The sequence below is a fragment of the Faecalibacterium sp. Marseille-Q4164 genome, assembly GCF_017377545.1.
Lineage (GTDB): Bacteria > Bacillota > Clostridia > Oscillospirales > Ruminococcaceae > Faecalibacterium > Faecalibacterium duncaniae.
The window spans coordinates 195,334-212,703 of sequence record NZ_JAFREJ010000002.1 but is presented as its reverse complement, the minus strand read 5'-3'; the positions used below and the strand labels follow the sequence as shown (position 1 = coordinate 212,703).

14 protein-coding genes are annotated in these 17,370 nt (G+C 57.6%); 5 read left to right on the top strand and 9 right to left on the bottom strand.

Annotated features, from left to right (window positions below; all coding sequences use genetic code 11):
* Positions 1-176: 176 nt before the first annotated feature.
* The 3 genes from J3352_RS04085 to J3352_RS04075 are packed head-to-tail and all read left to right on the top strand — an operon-like array spanning position 177 to position 4,203.
* A complete protein-coding gene (locus J3352_RS04085; protein ID WP_097773597.1) occupies positions 177-2,111 on the top strand; it encodes an NAD(+) synthase in 1,935 nt (644 codons plus the stop codon).
* Between the two features lie 3 nt (positions 2,112-2,114).
* A complete protein-coding gene (locus J3352_RS04080) occupies positions 2,115-2,471 on the top strand; it encodes a NusG domain II-containing protein (RefSeq protein WP_097773596.1) in 357 nt (118 codons plus the stop codon).
* Positions 2,472-2,496: 25 nt separating this feature from the next.
* Entirely contained in the window at positions 2,497-4,203 is a 1,707-nt protein-coding gene (locus J3352_RS04075; protein WP_097773595.1) for an LCP family protein, read from the top strand.
* A gap of 70 nt (positions 4,204-4,273) precedes the next feature.
* Here the strand turns inward: J3352_RS04075 and J3352_RS04070 are convergent, their stop codons facing one another.
* Together J3352_RS04070 and J3352_RS04065 are read right to left on the bottom strand one after the other, a co-directional pair.
* Positions 4,274-4,753: a hypothetical protein gene (locus J3352_RS04070; RefSeq protein ID WP_179859179.1), complete on the bottom strand. Its 480-nt coding sequence runs from the start codon at positions 4,751-4,753 to the stop codon at positions 4,274-4,276.
* A gap of 169 nt (positions 4,754-4,922) precedes the next feature.
* Positions 4,923-6,101: a phosphopentomutase gene (locus J3352_RS04065; RefSeq protein ID WP_097773594.1), complete on the bottom strand. Its 1,179-nt coding sequence runs from the start codon at positions 6,099-6,101 to the stop codon at positions 4,923-4,925.
* A gap of 335 nt (positions 6,102-6,436) precedes the next feature.
* Here J3352_RS04065 and pyk point away from each other — a divergent pair, with 335 nt between their 5' ends.
* Both pyk and J3352_RS04055 read left to right on the top strand, forming a co-directional pair.
* Positions 6,437-8,185 carry a pyruvate kinase gene (gene pyk / locus J3352_RS04060; protein ID WP_156064171.1) on the top strand — a complete coding sequence of 583 codons (1,749 nt, stop codon included), beginning with the start codon at positions 6,437-6,439 and terminating at the stop codon, positions 8,183-8,185.
* A 17-nt stretch (positions 8,186-8,202) separates the two neighbouring features.
* Positions 8,203-8,655 (top strand): S-ribosylhomocysteine lyase, encoded by a 453-nt coding sequence (locus J3352_RS04055; protein ID WP_097770351.1) that lies wholly within the window; start codon positions 8,203-8,205, stop codon positions 8,653-8,655.
* A gap of 86 nt (positions 8,656-8,741) precedes the next feature.
* Here the strand turns inward: J3352_RS04055 and gpmI are convergent, their stop codons facing one another.
* The 7 genes from gpmI to J3352_RS04020 form a co-directional block, all read right to left on the bottom strand.
* The gene (gene gpmI / locus J3352_RS04050; protein WP_097773592.1) at positions 8,742-10,268 is read right to left on the bottom strand and encodes a 2,3-bisphosphoglycerate-independent phosphoglycerate mutase; all 1,527 of its coding nucleotides are present in this window, start codon (positions 10,266-10,268) and stop codon (positions 8,742-8,744) included.
* Between the two features lie 97 nt (positions 10,269-10,365).
* A complete protein-coding gene (tpiA, locus tag J3352_RS04045) occupies positions 10,366-11,136 on the bottom strand; it encodes a triose-phosphate isomerase (protein WP_005931061.1) in 771 nt (256 codons plus the stop codon).
* 202 nt (positions 11,137-11,338) lie between these two features.
* Positions 11,339-12,547, bottom strand: a complete 1,209-nt coding sequence (gene pgk, locus J3352_RS04040) for a phosphoglycerate kinase (protein ID WP_097773591.1) — start codon at positions 12,545-12,547, stop codon at positions 11,339-11,341.
* Positions 12,548-12,814: 267 nt separating this feature from the next.
* Positions 12,815-14,263, bottom strand: coding sequence for a flippase (locus J3352_RS04035; RefSeq protein ID WP_156065530.1), 1,449 nt, complete (start codon positions 14,261-14,263; stop codon positions 12,815-12,817).
* A 12-nt stretch (positions 14,264-14,275) separates the two neighbouring features.
* Positions 14,276-15,235 carry a glycosyltransferase gene (locus J3352_RS04030; protein WP_156065532.1) on the bottom strand — a complete coding sequence of 320 codons (960 nt, stop codon included), beginning with the start codon at positions 15,233-15,235 and terminating at the stop codon, positions 14,276-14,278.
* Between the two features lie 13 nt (positions 15,236-15,248).
* Positions 15,249-16,205: a glycosyltransferase gene (locus J3352_RS04025; RefSeq protein WP_156065534.1), complete on the bottom strand. Its 957-nt coding sequence runs from the start codon at positions 16,203-16,205 to the stop codon at positions 15,249-15,251.
* Positions 16,206-16,216: 11 nt separating this feature from the next.
* Entirely contained in the window at positions 16,217-17,365 is a 1,149-nt protein-coding gene (locus J3352_RS04020; RefSeq protein ID WP_156064163.1) for an EpsG family protein, read from the bottom strand.
* Between the last annotated feature and the right edge of the window lie 5 nt (positions 17,366-17,370).

The window sequence follows — 17,370 nt, the reverse complement described above, 5'->3', positions numbered from 1 at the left end:
GTGTATCTGCAGGGGGTTGTTAGAACCCTTCTTTGCCCCGCCGTCAGGCGCAGAGGCAGAGAGGGTTGATAACAGCCCTCTTTTCGTTTTGGCCAGAGTGTGGTATACTATCCTCACCACGGGAGCACAGTTGTTCGCCGTGGGCAAACAAGAGAGACAGGATGTGAAATCCTCCGATGAAAGATGGTTTTTTGAAAGCAGCAGCCCTCTCGCCCGCGCTTCGGGTGGCGGACTGCGCCTACAACACCCGGCAGATCCTCACGGAGCTGCGTGCCGCCGCCGCCCGCGGCGTGAAGCTGGCCGTGTTCCCTGAGTTCTGCCTGACCGGCTATACCTGCGGCGACCTGTTTTTGCAGCGCACCCTGCAGCAGGGAGCCCTGACCGGCCTGCAGGAGCTGCTGGATGCCAGCCGGGAGCTGGACACCGTGGCCCTTGTGGGCCTGCCCCTGATGGTGCGGGGCAAGCTGTACAACTGCGCTGCCGTGTTCTGCCGCGGGCAGCTGCTGGGTCTGGTTCCCAAAACGTACCTGCCCAACTACGGCGAGTTTTATGAAAAGCGGCAGTTCACCCCCGGTTCCACCGAGGTGGAGTGGGTGAATGTCTGCGGGCAGGATGTCCCCTTTGGCACCTCCCTGCTCTTCCGCTGCCGCCAGATGCCCAGCTTTGTGCTGGGCGTGGAGCTCTGCGAAGACCTGTGGAGCGCGCTGCCGCCCTCCACCTTCCACGCACTGGCAGGCGCTACCGTCATCGCCAACCTTTCGGCCAGCGATGAAACGGTAGGCAAGGCTGAGTACCGCCGGGCACTGGTAGAAAACCAGTCTGCCCGCCTGCTCTGCGGCTACCTGTACGCCTCGGCAGGCCACGGCGAGAGCACCCAGGACATGGTGTTCGCAGGCCACGACCTGATCGCCGAGAACGGCACTCTGCTGGCCGAGGTAAAGCCCTTTGCGGGCGGCCTTGCCGAGACAGAGCTGGACTGCCAGCGGATGGAATCGGAGCGGGCGCGCAACACCAGCTTTGAGCCCAGCACCGAGGGCTACCAGACCGTGGAGTTCGACCTGGCCCTGACCGACACCGTGTTGACCCGCTGGGTAGACCCCACCCCCTTTATCCCCCACAACGAGCAGCTGCGCGCCGAGCGCTGTGAGCTGATCCTGAAGATGCAGGCCGACGGCCTGGCCAAGCGTCTTGAGCACGCCCGCGCCAAAACAGCCGTCATCGGCATTTCGGGCGGTCTGGACAGCTGCCTTGCCCTGCTGGTGGCTGTCCGCGCCATGAAGCAGCTGGGCCGCCCCACCACCGATGTGCTGGCCGTGACCATGCCCTGCTTTGGCACCACCAAGCGCACCCGCAGCAATGCAGAGATCCTCTGTGACGAGCTGCATGTCAGCTTTACCGAGATCGACATTGCCGCCACGGTGCACAGCCACTTCCGGGACATCGGCCAGGACGAGAGCGTGCTGGATGTGACCTACGAGAACGGCCAGGCCCGCGTGCGCACGCTGGAACTGATGGACACCGCCAACCGCACCGGCGGCCTGGTGGTGGGCACCGGCGACCTTTCCGAGCTGGCCCTGGGCTGGGCCACCTACAACGGCGACCACATGAGCATGTACGGCGTGAACGCAGGCGTGCCCAAAACGCTGGTGCGCCACCTTGTCCGGTACGAAGCCGACATTGCCGCCACCCCGGCCCTGAAAGAGGTGCTGCTGGACATCCTCGACACCCCTGTGTCCCCCGAGCTGCTGCCCGCCAAGGACAACGGCGAGATCGCACAGCGCACCGAGGATCTGGTGGGCCCCTATGAACTGCACGACTTCTACCTTTATTATGTACTCCGCTTCGGCTTTGGCCCTGCAAAGATCTTCCGGCTGGCCAGGGCAGCCTTTGCAGGCCGGGAGGAATACCCGGACGCGGTACTGTACAAGTGGCTGCGCAACTTCTACTGGCGGTTCTTTGCCCAGCAGTTCAAGCGCAGCTGCCTGCCCGACGGCCCCAAGATCGGCAGCGTGACCCTCTCGCCGCGCGGGGACTGGCGGATGCCCAGCGATGCCTGCGCCGCCCTGTGGCTGGCCGAGCTGGAACAGCTGTTCCCCCAGAAGGATGCCTGAGCCATGAAGCAGAAAAAAAATCTCTGGGTCAATTTACTGTTCGCCGCTGTTGTTCTGGTGATCGCGGGGGTGCTTTTTTACCTCCGCAGTGCCGGGCAGAGCGGCAGCACCCTGGGCGCGGAGCTGATCTACGGCGATGCGAACACGGTGCAGAAGCTCTCTCTGGACAAGGATGCCGTCTATGACATCGACACCGGCTATCTGACGGTGCACATCGAGGTCAAGGACGGCGCGGCACGGTTCATTGATTCCCCCTGCCCTGACCACATCTGCGAAAGCTTTGGCTGGATCTCGCAGGAGGATCAGACGGCCACCTGCCTGCCGGCACGGGCCGTTCTGACCATCGTGCCCCTTGCCTGAGGACATGTCAAAAAGGAGAATTCCTATGTTTGATGAAACTTCCCGTTCCCACGCGGACGATGACAGCACCCGGCACATCCACCGGGGCCACCGCCCGCCGGAAGAAAAGACTGTGGAGGTGGACAGCGCGGCCTTTTTTGCGCCGGAAACTGCCGCTCCCACCCCGCCGCCTGCACCACCCAAGCCGCCGAAGCATACCGGCGGGCCTGCCCCGGAGTCAAAGCCGCCCCGCCGCAGGCCGGATGCAAATACTGGCGCGGCCAACCCGAAACGAGGTACTGTTTTGCTGATCGTACAAGCCATTCTGAGCATTGCGGCCTTCTTCCAGCTCTGTCGCACCCAGATGCTGCCCGCGCTGTATCTGGTCATCATTGCGGCACTGCTGGTGCTGTTCTGGCTGCTGGTCAAGCGCTGCCAGGAGTACAGCGCCCCCCGCAAGGTATCCCGGGTGTTCTCGGTGTTCCTGTGCGCCTTTCTGGCGCTGGGCTGTGTCTGGGCGCAGCAGGGCCTGAGTGCACTGGACAACGTGACCTCCGGCCTTGTCACCGGCACCGAGGCCAACAAGATCACCAAGGAGCCCTTTGTGGTCTACCTGAGCGGCGTGGACAACCGCGGCGAACTGACCGAAAATGCCCGCAGCGATGTGAACATCCTTGCCGTGGTCAACCCCTCCACCAAACGGGTGGCGCTCATCAACACTCCCCGCGATTACTACGTTGATCTGGCGGGCACCAACAGCAAGGACAAGCTGACCCACGCCGGTCTGTACGGCGTGGAGACCAGCATGGCAACCCTGGGCAACCTGTACGGGGTCAATGTGGACCAATACCTCCGCATCAATTTTGCAGGCTTCATCAGCATCATCGATGCCGTGGGCGGCGTGGATGTTTACTCCGATCAGGCGTTCACCTCGGTGGGCAGCCCCGGCTACTATGACCCCACCACCTTTGCCGAGGGCTGGAACCATCTGGACGGCAAGAGCGCTCTGGCCTTTGCCCGTGAGCGCCATGCCTTTGCCTCCGGCGATATCCAGCGCGGCATCAACCAGATGAAAGTCATCGATGCCATGATGAACAAGATCAAATCCCCCACCGTGCTGATGAGCTTCTCCAAGCTGATGGATGCTGTGTCCGACTGCTTTGTGACCAGCCTTTCTCAGGAGCAGATCTCCGCACTGGTGCGGATGCAGCTGGCAAGCCTGTCTGACTGGGACATCCAGAGCTATGCCGTGACCGGCACCAGCGGCAAGAGCTCCCAGTGCTACTCCGCAAAGGGTCAGAGCCTCTATGTGATGAAGCCGGATGAGAACTCCGTCAACCAGGCCAAGGAGCTGATCGCATCCGTTCTGGGCGGCGAGGGCACCGTGAGTGATACCCAGCAGACCCCCGAAAAGACCGAGGTATTCACCCCCACGGCTGACCCCAACGCGGGCACCTCTGTGGAGGAATCGCCCGACAGCGTCATTGTGGAGGAACCTGCCGAGAGCGTGCCTGCGGAACAGCCTGCCGATGAGCAGCCCGCAGAACCCACCCCCGAAGCGCCTGCCGAGAGCGAGGCTTCCACCGAAGCACCTGCTGAGAGTGAAGCCAGCAGTGAATCCACCAGCGGAGCAGAAACACCTTCTATCTCTCTGCCCACACAGGAGCAGGTGGAATCTGCTGCCAACTCCCTGCATCAGGCCGCTTCCACCGTGCTGGATGCCCTGTTCGGCTCCAGCAGCAGCGGACAATAAAACAGCACAAGCCCCGGGCCTTGCAAAAGGTCCGGGGCTTGTTGTCTTCTGATCTTACCGGGAAGCGCGATTACTCAGCGTCGCCCAGCTCAAAGGTCTTGACAGAGACAGTGCCGTTGCGGCCAGCCTTGTCGGTGCGCAGATACTGGCGGGTAGTCTCGCCGTTGCTGGTCACGTCAGCAACATAGATCTGCTCGGCCTCGGCCTCGATGGGGAACTCCTCGGCCATGCCCTTCATGGGCAGAGCGCTCAGGTCTGCGTAAGCGTCCTTCACCTTCCACAGCTTCATGGTGTCGCCGTTGGACAGGGTGAACTCGCCGTAGCAGTCAGCGGAGTAGGTGGTGCCGTTCACGTCCAGATCCTCGGTGCTGACAACGCTGGCGGCAGCGGCCTCGCTCTCGGCAGCTTCGCTGGAAGCGGCAACAGAGGAAGCAGCCTCGCTGGAAGCAGCGGAGGATGCGGTGGAAGATGCACTATTGGAGCAGCCAGTCATGGCAACAGCCAGCACAGCAGCGGTCAGTGCCAGACCCAGAGTACGATTGATTCTCATGTGATAGTCTCCTTCTATTCTGAAACCATATCAATTCCTGCGCCCGGCGTAAACTTTGTACGCACCGGGCGTGCATGTGCTAGTCTACCACAACTGACTATATTGTTCAAGACTTTGCACAAAAAATAACCCTCTCGGTCACGCGATCGCGTGACTGAGAGGGCTCATATTACTTCAGGATCTCCTGCAGCACGCTGTGGCCATCCAGGCTGGAAGCATCCACGCCCAGATATTCACACACGGTCTGTGCAATGGTACCAAAGCAGAGCCGGGTGCCCAGGTCCACACCGGGCTTCACGCCCTTGCCGCAGACCAGATACGGCACATACTCGCGGGTATGGTCGGTGGTCTTGGTGTAGGAGGGGTCGCAGCCGTGGTCGGCGGTGATCATCAGAAGGTCGCCCTCCCGCATCCCGGGGATGAAGTCGGCCAGGAAGCGGTCAAATTCGGTGGCGGCGGCGGCATAGCCGGGCACGTCGCGGCGGTGGCCGTAGAGCATATCAAAATCCACCAGATTCACAAAGGCCAAACCCTCGAAATCCCGGGTCTGCAATGCCTTGGTGAAGGCGATGCCATTGGTGTTGCCGGTGGTCTTGATCTTTTCGGTCACGCCCTGCCCGTCAAAGATATCAAAGATCTTGCCCACGGCGATAACATCCCTGCCGGCCTCCTTCAGCAGGTCGAGCATGGTGGCACGGGGCGGCTTCAGGCTCAGGTCGTGGCGGTTGGTGGTGCGGTAGAAGGTCTCGGCGCTGCTGCCCAGGAAGGGCCGGGCGATGACACGGCCCACGCCGTACGCGCCCTTCAGCATCTCACGGGCGATCTCGCAGTAGCGGTAGAGCTCTGGCACAGGCACCAGCTCCTCGTGGGCAGCCACCTGGAACACGCTGTCGGCGCTGGTGTAGACGATGAGGGCATTTTCCTTCATGGCCTGCTCGCCGTAATCCTTCAGCACCTCAGTGCCGGAATAAGGCAGATTGCAGAGGACTTTGTGGCCGGTTTTTGCCTCAAACTCCTGAATGAGCTCCTCCGGGAAGCCGTTGGGGAAGGTGGGCAGCGGGTTCGGGCTGACCACACCGGCGATCTCCCAGTGGCCGATGGTGGTATCCTTGCCCATGCTCTGCTCCTGCAGGCGGGCAAAGGCACCGGCGGGCGCGTCGGTCTTTTCGCCCGCGGTCACACCGTCAATGTTGAACAGGCCCAGCTTTTTCAGGTTGGGGCAGTTGAAATTGGGATGCCCTGCAATGGCCCCCAGCGTGTTGGTACCCTCGTCGCCAAAGGCGGCTGCATCCGGCTCCGCGCCGATGCCAAAGCTGTCCAGTACGATCAAAAATACACGCTTTTCCATATGTTTTCACTCCATTTTCCTCCGGGGCTGCCCCGGAACAGTCGCACTTTTGCTTACCTTCATTATAAGCAAATCCCGCCGGTTATGCAAGCGCTTTGTGGTGGAAAGTTTTTTGTTCAAACCTGATGAAATCTTAGCAGTTTCTTTGCAAAGATTTTTCTTGCGCTATTGTATCCAAGAGCTTATAATGTATAGTGGTATGGTTTGTTGAAACAGCCATATTGGCGTATACTGCCGCCGCGGGCGCAAAGCAATCACTGCCCGCCAGAGAGCAGCCAGCTTGGGCTGCTGCGTCAAGATAGAGAGCATTATAGCGTGAACGTTGGAGGTATTTTATGAGAAAAACGAAGATCATCTGCACCCTGGGCCCTTCTACCGATAAGGGCGATGTCCTGCGCGACCTGATCGCAAACGGCATGAACGTGGCCCGTTTCAACTTCTCCCACGGTTCCTACGAGGAGCACGGCGGCCGTCTGGCAAAGCTGAAAGCGCTGCGTGAGGAGCTGGGCAAGCCCGTTGCCGCCCTGCTGGACACCAAGGGCCCCGAGATCCGTCTGAAGGAGTTCAAGAACGGTGTGGAGATGCTGGAAGCCGGCCAGACCTTTACCCTGACCACCCGCGAGGTGGAGGGCACCAAGGAGATCTGCTCCGTCACTTACAAGGATCTGCCCCAGGACGTGCAGCCCGGCGGCACCATCATGCTGGACGACGGCCTGATCATGCTGCACATTGAGCAGGTCACCGACACCGACATCATCTGCACCGTGCTGAACAGCGGCAAGATCAAGACCAAAAAGGGTGTCAATGTGCCCGGCGTGCATCTGTCCATGCCCTACCTGAGCCAGAAAGACCGCGAGGACATCATCTTTGGCGTGCAGAACGGCTTTGACTTCATCGCTGCTTCCTTTGTGCGCACCGCGCAGGATGTGTACGACATCCGCAACCTGCTGAATGAGTACGATTCCAACATCCGTATCATTGCCAAAATCGAGAACCGCGAGGGTGTGAACAACATCGACAGCATCCTCTCCGCAGCCGATGCCGTCATGGTGGCCCGTGGTGACCTGGGCGTTGAGATCGACTTCACCGAGCTGCCCGGCATCCAGAAGGACATCATCGACCGCTCCTTCTCCTTCGGCAAGCCCATCGTCACTGCCACCCAGATGCTGGACAGCATGATGGTCAACCCCCGCCCCACCCGTGCCGAGATCTCCGACGTGGCAAATGCCATCTACGATGGCACCTCTGCCATCATGCTGTCTGGTGAGACCGCTGCCGGTGACTACCCCGTGGAGGCCCTCAAGACCATGTCCGCCATTGCAGAGCGCACCGAGAACGAGGAGCACTACCGCGCCCAGCGCCACGCCGAGATCCAGATCAGCGTCAGCGATGCAACCGCTCATGCTGCCTGCCTGACCGCCAAGGACGTGAACGCTGCCGCCATCGTCACCGTGTCCGAATCCGGCAACACTGCCCGCCTGCTGAGCAAGTACCGCCCCAAGCAGCCCATCATTGCCTGCGTTATGGACGAGCAGGTGCAGCGTCAGCTCTCCCTGAGCTGGGGCATCACTTCCCTGCTGATGGGCCCCGCCCACAGCACCGATGAGCTGATTGAGATGTCCACCGCTCTGGCCCAGAAGAACGGCTACCTGCACAACGGCGAGCTGGCCGTTGTGACCGCAGGCGTGCCCGTGGGCGTTTCCGGCACCACCAACATGATCAAGATCCACATGGTGGGCAACTGCCTGGCCACCGGTGTAGGCGTAGGCCGCGGCAAGACCGATCTGGTCTCCGCCAGCGGCAAGGCCTGCGTCTGCCGCACTCTGGAGGAGGTCAAGGCAAAGTTCCGCCCCGGCATGGTGCTGGTCGTTCCCTCCACCACCAACGAGATGCTGGGCTATGTCCGCGATGCCGCCGCTCTGGTGGTCGAGGAGCCCGGCCTGAACAGCCACGCTGCCATCGTGGGCAACTCCCTGCTCAAACCCACCATCGTGGGTGCTGCAGGTGCCTGCAGCCACATCCGCGACGGCCTGGATATCGCTGTGGATTGTGCCCACGGCAGCGTCCAGCGCCTGCAGGCCTGATCCTGAAGGAGAACATCATGGAACGCATTGCAAGCTTCTGTGTCGATCACACCAAACTGGACCGGGGCATGTACCTGAGCCGCCAGGATGGTGATGTGCTGACCTGGGACATCCGAATGAAGAAGCCCAATCAGGGCGATTACCTGACCACCGGTGCCGCCCACACGCTGGAGCACCTGTTTGCCACCTACGCCCGCAACAGCGCGGTGAAGGACGGCGTGATCTACGTTGGCCCCATGGGCTGCCGCACCGGCTTCTACCTGCTCACCCGCGGGCTGACCCCGGCGCAGGCATTGGAGCTGACCGTGGATTCCTTCCGCTTCATGGCCGCCTTTGAGGGGGATATCCCCGGTGCCAGCGAGGTGGAATGCGGCAACTACCGCGATATGGATCTGCCCGCCGCCAAGGCCGAGGCAGCCGCCATGCTGCCGGTGCTGGAAGCACTGACCGCTGACCAGCTGCACTACTAAGCGATACAGCAAAAGACCTCCCCATGCAGGCAGCACCTGCACGGGGAGGTCTTTTTGCGTTTCAGGAAAGCTCTTTTGCGGAGTGCTTACTCCACGATGATGCTCTTGCCGGTCATCTCAGCGGGGACAGGCAGGCCGATATAGGGCAGCATGGTGGGGGCGATATCTGCCAGGCAGCCGCCCTCGCGCAGCTTCACATCGCCGCAGCCAACGGCCACAAAGGGCACCACATTGGTGGTGTGGGCGGTGAAGGGAGTGCCGTCCGGGTTCATCATCTTCTCGGCGTTGCCGTGGTCAGCCGTGATAAAGGCGCAGCCGCCTGCGTTCAGCACAGCGGTGACCACCTGATCCACAGCGGTATCCACAGCCTCAACGGCCTTGACAGCGGCATCGAACACGCCGGTGTGGCCGACCATGTCGCAGTTGGCAAAGTTCAGGATGACCACATCATACTTGCCGCTCTCGATGCGCTTGACGCACTCAGCAGCCACCTCAGGGGCGCTCATCTCAGGCTGCAGGTCGTAGGTGGCAACCTTCGGACTGGGGATGACGCAGCGGTCCTCACCCTCGTAGGGAGCCTCCACACCGCCGTTGAAGAAGAAGGTGACGTGTGCATACTTCTCGGTCTCGGCAATGCGCAGCTGGGTCTTGCCGTTCTCGGACAGGTACTGGCCCAGAACATTCTTCAGCTCCACGGGAGGATAGGCGACCTCGCAGTTGGGCATGGTGGCATCGTACTCGGCCATGCAGACATAGTTGACCTGCTTGCGGCCGCCGCGGCGCTCAAAGCCCTTGAAGTCGTCATCGCAGAAGATGCGGGTCATCTGGCGGGCACGGTCGGGACGGAAGTTCATAAAGATGACGGTATCGCCATCCTGCACGCGGCCACCCTCACAGGTGACGCAGGGCAGAACGAACTCGTCGGTCTTATCGGCAGCATAGGATGCCTCAATGGCCTCGGCAGCGTTGGCAGCGTGGTTGCCCTCACCGTAAACGAATGCGGCGTAAGCCTTCTCCTCGCGGTCCCAGTTGTTGTCGCGGTCCATAGCGTAGTAACGGCCGGAAACGCTGGCGATCTTGCCAACGCCCAGCTCATCCAGCTTGGCCTGCAGGTCAGCCAGGAAGCCCTTGCCGGCGTGGGGGTCGGTATCACGGCCATCAGTGATGCAGTGCAGGTAGACTTCCTTTGCGCCCATGTGCTTTGCCATTTCCAGCACGCCGAACCAGTGGTCAGCGTGGCTGTGGACACCGCCGGTGCCCACCAGGCCCATCAGGTGGATGGCCTTGCCTGCCTCAATGGCAGCCTTCATGTTCTTGACCAGCACGGGGTTCTTGAACATCTCACCGTCCCGGATGGACTTGGTGATGAGGGTCAGCTGCTGATAAACAATACGGCCAGCGCCCATGTTGGTGTGGCCCACCTCAGAGTTGCCCATCTGACCATCGGGCAGGCCGACAGCCATGCCGGAGGCCTCGATGGTGGTCATGGGATATTTTGCCATCAGGGCATCCAGATGGGGGGTCTTTGCGGCGACCACGGCATTGCCGTAGGTCTCGTTGGGCACCCAGCCAAAACCATCCATGATGCACAGAAGTACAGGTTTCTTGGACATAACGTTGAATCTCCTTTGATTTAGAACAAATAGCGCCCGGCACAGCGCTGGAAAAACGGCGCAGCCGGGCGCTGGGAAAACAGGTCAGAGGACTTTCTCAGCCGTTGGAAGCGGCATTGACGATAACAGCAAAATCAGGAGCCTTCAGAGATGCGCCGCCGATCAGGCCGCCGTCCACATCCTTCTTGCTCAGCAGCTCCTCGCAGTTCTTGGCGTTCATGCTGCCGCCGTACTGGACCGTGACAGCCTCGGCCACAGCCTCGCCGTACACTTCGCCGATGACCTTGCGGATCTGAGCGCAGACCTCCTCGGCCTGGTCAGCGGTCGCGGTCTTGCCGGTGCCGATGGCCCAGATGGGCTCGTAGGCAATGACCACATTTGCCATCTGCTCGGCGGTCACGTCGCGCAGGGCGATCTTGGTCTGCATCCGCACCAGCTCCTCGGTCACGCCCTCCTCGCGCTGCTGCAGGCTCTCGCCCACGCAGATGATGACCTTCAGGCCCGCATTCAGGGCAGCCAGAGCGCGCTTGTTCACGGTCTGGTCGGTCTCTGCAAAGTACTGGCGGCGCTCGGAGTGGCCGACGATGACGTACTCCACACCCAGATCCACCAGCATATCGGCGCTGATCTCGCCAGTGAACGCACCGGACTTCTCAAAGTGGACATTCTCAGCACCCACATGGATGTTGGTGCCCTTGGTCTTTTCCACGGCGGTAACCAGATCGGTGTAGGGGGTGCAGATAACGACCTCACAGGAAGCATCCTTGACGGCGGGGATCAGCTCATCCACCAGCTTGGCTGCCTCAGTGGCGGTCTTGTTCATCTTCCAGTTGCCTGCAATGATTGCCTTACGCTTTGCCTTATCCATTCTAACGATCTCCTTATCACAAAATACCTCCCCGCCGCCTTCGGTGCCGCCTCTCCCGGCAGGAGAGGCAGGATAAACGACAGCTCCTGCCTCCCGGATGGGGAGCTGGCGAGCGTCGGCAAGCCTGAGAGATCTTATTACCCAAAATAAAAAGTGCGGCGGCGTATATGCCGCCGCACCTCAGTGATGCTGGTTCAGATGCTTATGCGTTCTGGATCACAGCGATACCAGGCAGCTCCTTGCCCTCCAGATACTCCAGAGAAGCGCCGCCGCCGGTAGAGATGTGGGTCATCTTGTCGCCCAGGCCCATCTGCTGCACAGCTGCTGCGCTGTCGCCGCCGCCGATCACGGTAGTAGCATCGCTCTCAGCCATAGCCTTGGCAACAGCCAGAGTGCCGGCTGCCAGGGTGGGGTTCTCGAACACGCCCATGGGGCCGTTCCACACCACGGTCTTGGATGCCTTGACAGCATCGGCAAACAGCTTCATAGTCTCGGGGCCGATGTCGCAGCCCTCCATGTCAGCAGGGATGGCGGTGACGGGCACCACAGTGACATCCACGGGAGCGTCGATGGGATCGGGGAAGTCCTTGATGCAGGCTGCATCCACGGGCAGCAGCAGCTTCACGCCCTTCTCCTTGGCCTTGGCCATCATTTCCTTGCAGTAATCCAGCTTGGTATCGTCGCACAGGCTCTTGCCGACTTCGTAGCCCTGAGCCTTGACGAAGGTGTAAGCCATGCCGCCGCCGATAATCAGGGTATCGACCTTCTCCAGCAGATTGGAGATGACGTTCAGCTTATCGGCGACCTTAGCGCCGCCCAGGATGGCGGTGAAGGGACGGACGGGATCGTTGACTGCGTTGCCCAGGTACTTGATCTCCTTCTCCATCAGGTAACCGACAGCGGTATCCTTGATGTAGTCGGTGACACCTGCGGTGGAGCAGTGTGCACGGTGGCAGCTGCCGAATGCATCGTCAACGTATGCATCTGCCAGAGAAGCCAGCTCCTGGCTGAACTCAGGCATGTTCTTGGTCTCTTCCTTGCGGAAACGGGTGTTCTGCAGCAGAACGACATCGCCGTTGTTCATTGCGGCAACAGCAGCCTTTGCGTTCTCGCCCACAACATTATCGTCATCAGCGAACACAACGGTCTTGCCCAGCTTTGCGCTCAGAGCCACAGCAACGGGTGCCAGGCTGAACTTTGCCTCGGGGCCGTTCTTGGGTTTGCCCAGGTGGCTGCACAGGATGACCTTAGCACCATCGTTGACCAGCTTCTGGATGGTGGGCAGAGCCGCATTGATGCGGTTCTCGTTGGTGATCACGCCGTCCTTCATCGGGACATTGAAATCGCAGCGGACAAGGACCTTCTTGCCGCAGTAATTCTGATCGTCGATCGTTTTCTTACCTAAACCCATGGTAACAAACTCCTCTCAAATTCTTTTCGTTCGGAATCGAATTTTGCTCTTCATCGGGGGCCGCGCACTGCGAACTTCCCCGTACATCCTTATTATAAACAAAAAGCGTGTGTATTGCAAGGACAGGGGATGGATAATTTATTAACAAACATTTGTTGCAGAAGCAAAGAAATGTGGTGATTTTGCCGGAACGCACCAAAAAACGCCGTTTTTTCTGAAAAAGACCCGCCGCAGGGAGTGTTCGCCCCCGCAGCGGGTCCTGTCCATTCAGGATGTTTTCCGGAACTTCTGCTTCGCTTTTTCCAGATATTCCAGCACCAGCGGATTTTTCATGCCCAGCAGGATGACCGCGTATGCAGCCACTGAGCCCAGCACCGCCGCCAGAATGCAGATGAGATTGGACAGAGCCAGTGCCTTGACCCCGGTACAGACAAGAACGATGCCCACACAGCCGCAGAGCACCGAGCCAACGGTGCGCCGGTCAGCTGAAACCGTGACCAGGCCCCTGGAGCAGCGGATACAGAGCATCATGGAGCACAGCTCTGCCAGCAGGGTGGTAAAGGCTGCCGCATTCTCCCGGAACCGCGGGATGAGCAGGATGTTCAGCCCCACGTTCAGAATTGCACTCACAAGCGTTGCTATCAAAAATTGACCTTCTCTTTTCCATGGCACCAAAACACAAGTATTATAGAGCCACCCAAATAAACTTGCTACCAGTGCTATACTCAAAATGCGAAGTGGCACAGCTGCTTCCAGATAGCTTTCGCTTGAGATAAAAAGAACGACCTCTTGACTTAGTTCAAACAATCCCACTACAGCCGGAAGAACGGTTAATACCATTGCCCCAAATACTTTATTAAAAAGTCTTTCAAAATTCAGCCTATCCTGCATTCCCGCATAACGAGACAGCCTCGGAACAGATACTAAAAGAATAGATGCCAGAACCGATTTTACCATCGTATATATCTTCATTGCAACGGTGTAAATTCCCACATGATAGTCTGAAGTTAAAACTCCGAGAATTGTCACATCTGAATTTACATAAATCGTAATTGCAAAGCTCGATGCAAAAATCAGAAGTATTGGTTTTAAATGCTTTTTCCAGTCTATTTTTGCTGTCAGTCGAATCGTGCAATATTTCCTAGCTCGAAAGAAGTTCAATATATTCGCACCTGCTGCGGCAAACACCGTAATTCCTGTGTAAATACAGTAATCGTCCTGCGTTTTAACAAATGCGAACATCATCAGAATTGATATTATCTGAAAAATAATACCTCTAACTGTGATATAGGTATACTCCTCAAAGATCGTGAACACCCATTCGGTACCGATGGTCGTAAAGAGGATCTGTAAACTCAGCACCAGCATCAGGTCGGTATAGGCATGGAGCTTTGTCCAGAAGAGCATCGTCACAGCCAATGCCGCATAGGTCAGGGCCGTGGAGATCATATTGATGGAGAACATCTCCGATGCAAAAGCCGACAGTTTTTCCCGGTCGTTCACATAGCGGGACCCCTCACGCACCGCATAGGAGGAGATGCCAAGGCCTGCAAACAGCAGAAAATACCCGCAGACGGAGCTGGCAAAGTTCACTTTGCCCAAATTGTTTACTTGTAGAATGTTAGATATGTACGGGAATGTAATCAGTGGAAAGATGATTTGTAGAATCGTCTTGATTCCACTCATTATTGCATTTAATGTAAGCGATTTCTTCATAACTAGATACTTTCACTCACCCTGTTTTTTCTTTACCCATGCGTCCCAGAAGAAATACGAATACATGGTTTTAAGCCAGTAAAAATATCTCTTTTCCTGAAGTTGCTGTTGCATCATTTCCTTTGCCCATCTGTAAAACCCTGTTTTTGCTTTCGGATAACCTTCTTCCATAAAGTGTGCACTCTTTCCATATTTAACCACCAACTCACGACAAACCTGTGAATATCCCGCTTTTGCAGTCTTCTGTACAAGTGATTCATTCTCATACAATACAACAATTCGCTCCCACGCCATCATTTCTGTTAATTTTCCAGTAAAATAATCGCACAGCGTTACCGACTGATCATTGCGGTAGTAATAGTATAATTCACTTTCCGAACGAACAATCTTAGATGCTTTTTTGATGCATTCTGCTAAGAAAAGAGTATCTTCTCCAATATACAGGTCATCAGAAAATCGAATATCCTTCACACAGCTTTTTCGGTATACTGCGCCGCAGGCGACTTTATGCGCTGCTGGTGTAAACCAATCGTACCGTCTTGCATCCAATATGCAAACTTTATCTGTAATTTTGGGAATATGTTCTACGTCACTGCCTTCCCAAACATCCAGCATTTTACAGTATGCAATTTCCGCGTCCGATTGCACCAACATCATTTCCAGCCGTTCTATAAATTCCGAATGAATAAAATCATCTGGATCAACAAATGAAATATACTTTCCTGTACTTTTTTCCAATCCCAAGTTTCGCGCAGAGGAAACACCACCGTTTGGCTTGTGGTATATCTTGATCCGCAGATCTTTTTCCGCGTAACGCTGGCAGATGGCAAGGGAGTTGTCTGTTGACTCATCATCCACCAGAATGATCTCCAGATCCCGATAGGTCTGACCAAGGATGCTGTCCAGACATTTTTCCAGATACTTTTCCTTGTTATAGATCGGCACAATGATACTGACGGTATCGTTCAGCACAAATTTTCCTCCCTTATTTTGCCGCCGGGCCGTTTTTCAGCAGGAACAGTTTTGCATACAGCCTCCGGCTGCATCTGAGCAGCTGATACTTCCGCTGGCTGCTGGTGCAGAGCAGCTTTGCCGCCGCCGGGTCACACTCCTGCAGAAAGGCCTCCATCTTTGCGCGGCGCACCGTGTCCTGCATCAGATACGGATAGCAGTGCTCCACCACGCTCAGCATGGCAGCATCATTCTCCGGCATTCCCGGGTATGCTTCCCGGATGGCCCGATATTTCTGATAGCCCATATCCAGCTTATCCTCATAGAACTTCATGTTCCTGCGGTGAAGGATGCTGTCCGGGCGCTGATAGTAATAATACAGCGGCACCGGGCGGTATACGACCTTGCTGCACTGCTGAAAAATGCGGTATGTCGTACCCTGATCTTCCATCATCCGCCCCAGCGGATAGCGGATATCCCGGAACAGCTCCCGCTTGTAGAGCTTGTTCCAGGCAAAATCCCCCAGCTCATCCGAGACAAGGGTGCTGCGGATGGCCTCCCGGCCTGTCATACACTGCACCGGTACGGCGAGTTCAGCCGGGGCAAGCTCTTCCTCCCGTTCAAACATCCGGAAGCCCACCACAGCCACGTCCGCATCCTGTTCCTGCAGGTCACGGCAAAGCGTTTCCAGCATCCGGCTGTTCAGAAAGTCATCACTGTCCACAAAGCAGAGATACGTTCCCTGTGCCCGTTCGAGCCCCGCGTTGCGCGCTGCAGAGAGTCCCCCGTTTTTCTGGTGGACTGCTGTTACACGTTCTTCCTGTGCGGCATATTCGTCGCAGATGGCTCCGCTGGCATCGGTGGAACCATCATCCACCAGCAGGATCTCAAGATCCTGATAGGTCTGGTGCAGGATGCTGTCCACGCAGCGGCGGAGATATCGCTCCACATTGTAGACCGGAACAATGACACTGATCAGCTCTGTCTCCATGTTCTGTTCCCTCAGAAGAATGTTTCTCTGCCAATGTGGAGGATCTCCGAGGTGTACGGGCAAATGGCATTGTTGCCCTGAATATACGCCTGATAGATCCAGATGATGACCAGCATTCCCCACATGGCAGCCTTCAGCAGCTTGCGCAGACGCTCATCCTCCACGCACTTGACCACACGGCCAATGGCGAGATAACGGAAGAACGCAAAATACAGGCAGATGCGGTAGAGCGGCACATTGATGTTGCGCAGCTGGGCCGTTGCCATCTCGATCAGGATCATCACGATCCAGAAATCAGCATCCGAGCGGGTAAAGCGGCGGCGGCCCTCCCCTTCCTCTTTTGCGTACCAGCGGTACAGCACAATGGGCAGGATCAGAAAAGGCAGACGCACAATGATGGGATTCAGCGTGAAGCCGCCCGCATTGGCATCATAATAATATCCGTAAAGTCGATCAATGAAGTCCACATTCAGGGCCAGCCTGACCACAGCCTTGCTGAAGAAGGCAAGGTAGACCGAAAATGCCGCCAGGCCACCCTTGACCCACCAGTTGTCGAAATGCTGAAGCAGGATATAGATCAGCAGCGCACCAAACGAAATAAAGGTGGCATTGTGGAACAGGCAGGAGACCGCCAGCAGTAGGACCGCCCAGTGATACTTTTTCTTCCACGCAAAGCTGAACGCCAAAAATGCCACACCCAGCGCCACAGACTGCCGCTCGGCATTATAAGTATCGCCATAATACAGGCAGAGGTAAGCCAGCCAGCCATAGGGCACGGAGACATACTCCTTATACTGCACCAGCCCGATCATAAACAGGCCGCAGGCCAGCAGGTCCACCATAAAGTAGAGCCAATGGACATCACCAAAAACATGTGCCGCCAGATAGACCAGCGTCATAAACAGCGGCTCTGTTTTGTGCCGCTGCCGGATGCAGGCCAACAAACCATCCTGCAGCTTTGCATCCGCCACCCATCCCTCATACACCACGCTGTCCGTGCCAATGGACGGGTCCCGCAAGCCTGCCAATACCGCCATCACCAGCACCGCCAGCGCCAGGCAGAGATAAAAGCCCTTCTCGTTGTTTTTCTTCGTCCGCAGGTGCTCGCCATAGGCGGCAATGCCCACAGAAACCGCAAAAGCCCCCAGATAAATCAGCATAACTT

Excerpts from the sequence above, each read along its gene's own strand:
- tpiA (WP_005931061.1), bottom strand. The coding sequence starts at position 11,136 with ATGGATAAGGCAAAGCGTAAGGCAATCATTGCAGGCAACTGGAAGATG.
- J3352_RS04080 (WP_097773596.1), top strand. The coding sequence starts at position 2,115 with ATGAAGCAGAAAAAAAATCTCTGGGTCAATTTACTGTTCGCCGCTGTT.
- J3352_RS04035 (WP_156065530.1), bottom strand. The coding sequence starts at position 14,263 with ATGAAGAAATCGCTTACATTAAATGCAATAATGAGTGGAATCAAGACG.
- J3352_RS04065 (WP_097773594.1), bottom strand. The coding sequence starts at position 6,101 with ATGGAAAAGCGTGTATTTTTGATCGTACTGGACAGCTTTGGCATCGGC.
- J3352_RS04070 (WP_179859179.1), bottom strand. The coding sequence starts at position 4,753 with ATGAGAATCAATCGTACTCTGGGTCTGGCACTGACCGCTGCTGTGCTG.
- gpmI (WP_097773592.1), bottom strand. The coding sequence starts at position 10,268 with ATGTCCAAGAAACCTGTACTTCTGTGCATCATGGATGGTTTTGGCTGG.
- J3352_RS04020 (WP_156064163.1), bottom strand. The coding sequence starts at position 17,365 with ATGCTGATTTATCTGGGGGCTTTTGCGGTTTCTGTGGGCATTGCCGCC.
- J3352_RS04075 (WP_097773595.1), top strand. The coding sequence starts at position 2,497 with ATGTTTGATGAAACTTCCCGTTCCCACGCGGACGATGACAGCACCCGG.
- J3352_RS04055 (WP_097770351.1), top strand. The coding sequence starts at position 8,203 with ATGGAACGCATTGCAAGCTTCTGTGTCGATCACACCAAACTGGACCGG.
- pgk (WP_097773591.1), bottom strand. The coding sequence starts at position 12,547 with ATGGGTTTAGGTAAGAAAACGATCGACGATCAGAATTACTGCGGCAAG.
- J3352_RS04085 (WP_097773597.1), top strand. The coding sequence starts at position 177 with ATGAAAGATGGTTTTTTGAAAGCAGCAGCCCTCTCGCCCGCGCTTCGG.
- pyk (WP_156064171.1), top strand. The coding sequence starts at position 6,437 with ATGAGAAAAACGAAGATCATCTGCACCCTGGGCCCTTCTACCGATAAG.
- J3352_RS04025 (WP_156065534.1), bottom strand. The coding sequence starts at position 16,205 with ATGGAGACAGAGCTGATCAGTGTCATTGTTCCGGTCTACAATGTGGAG.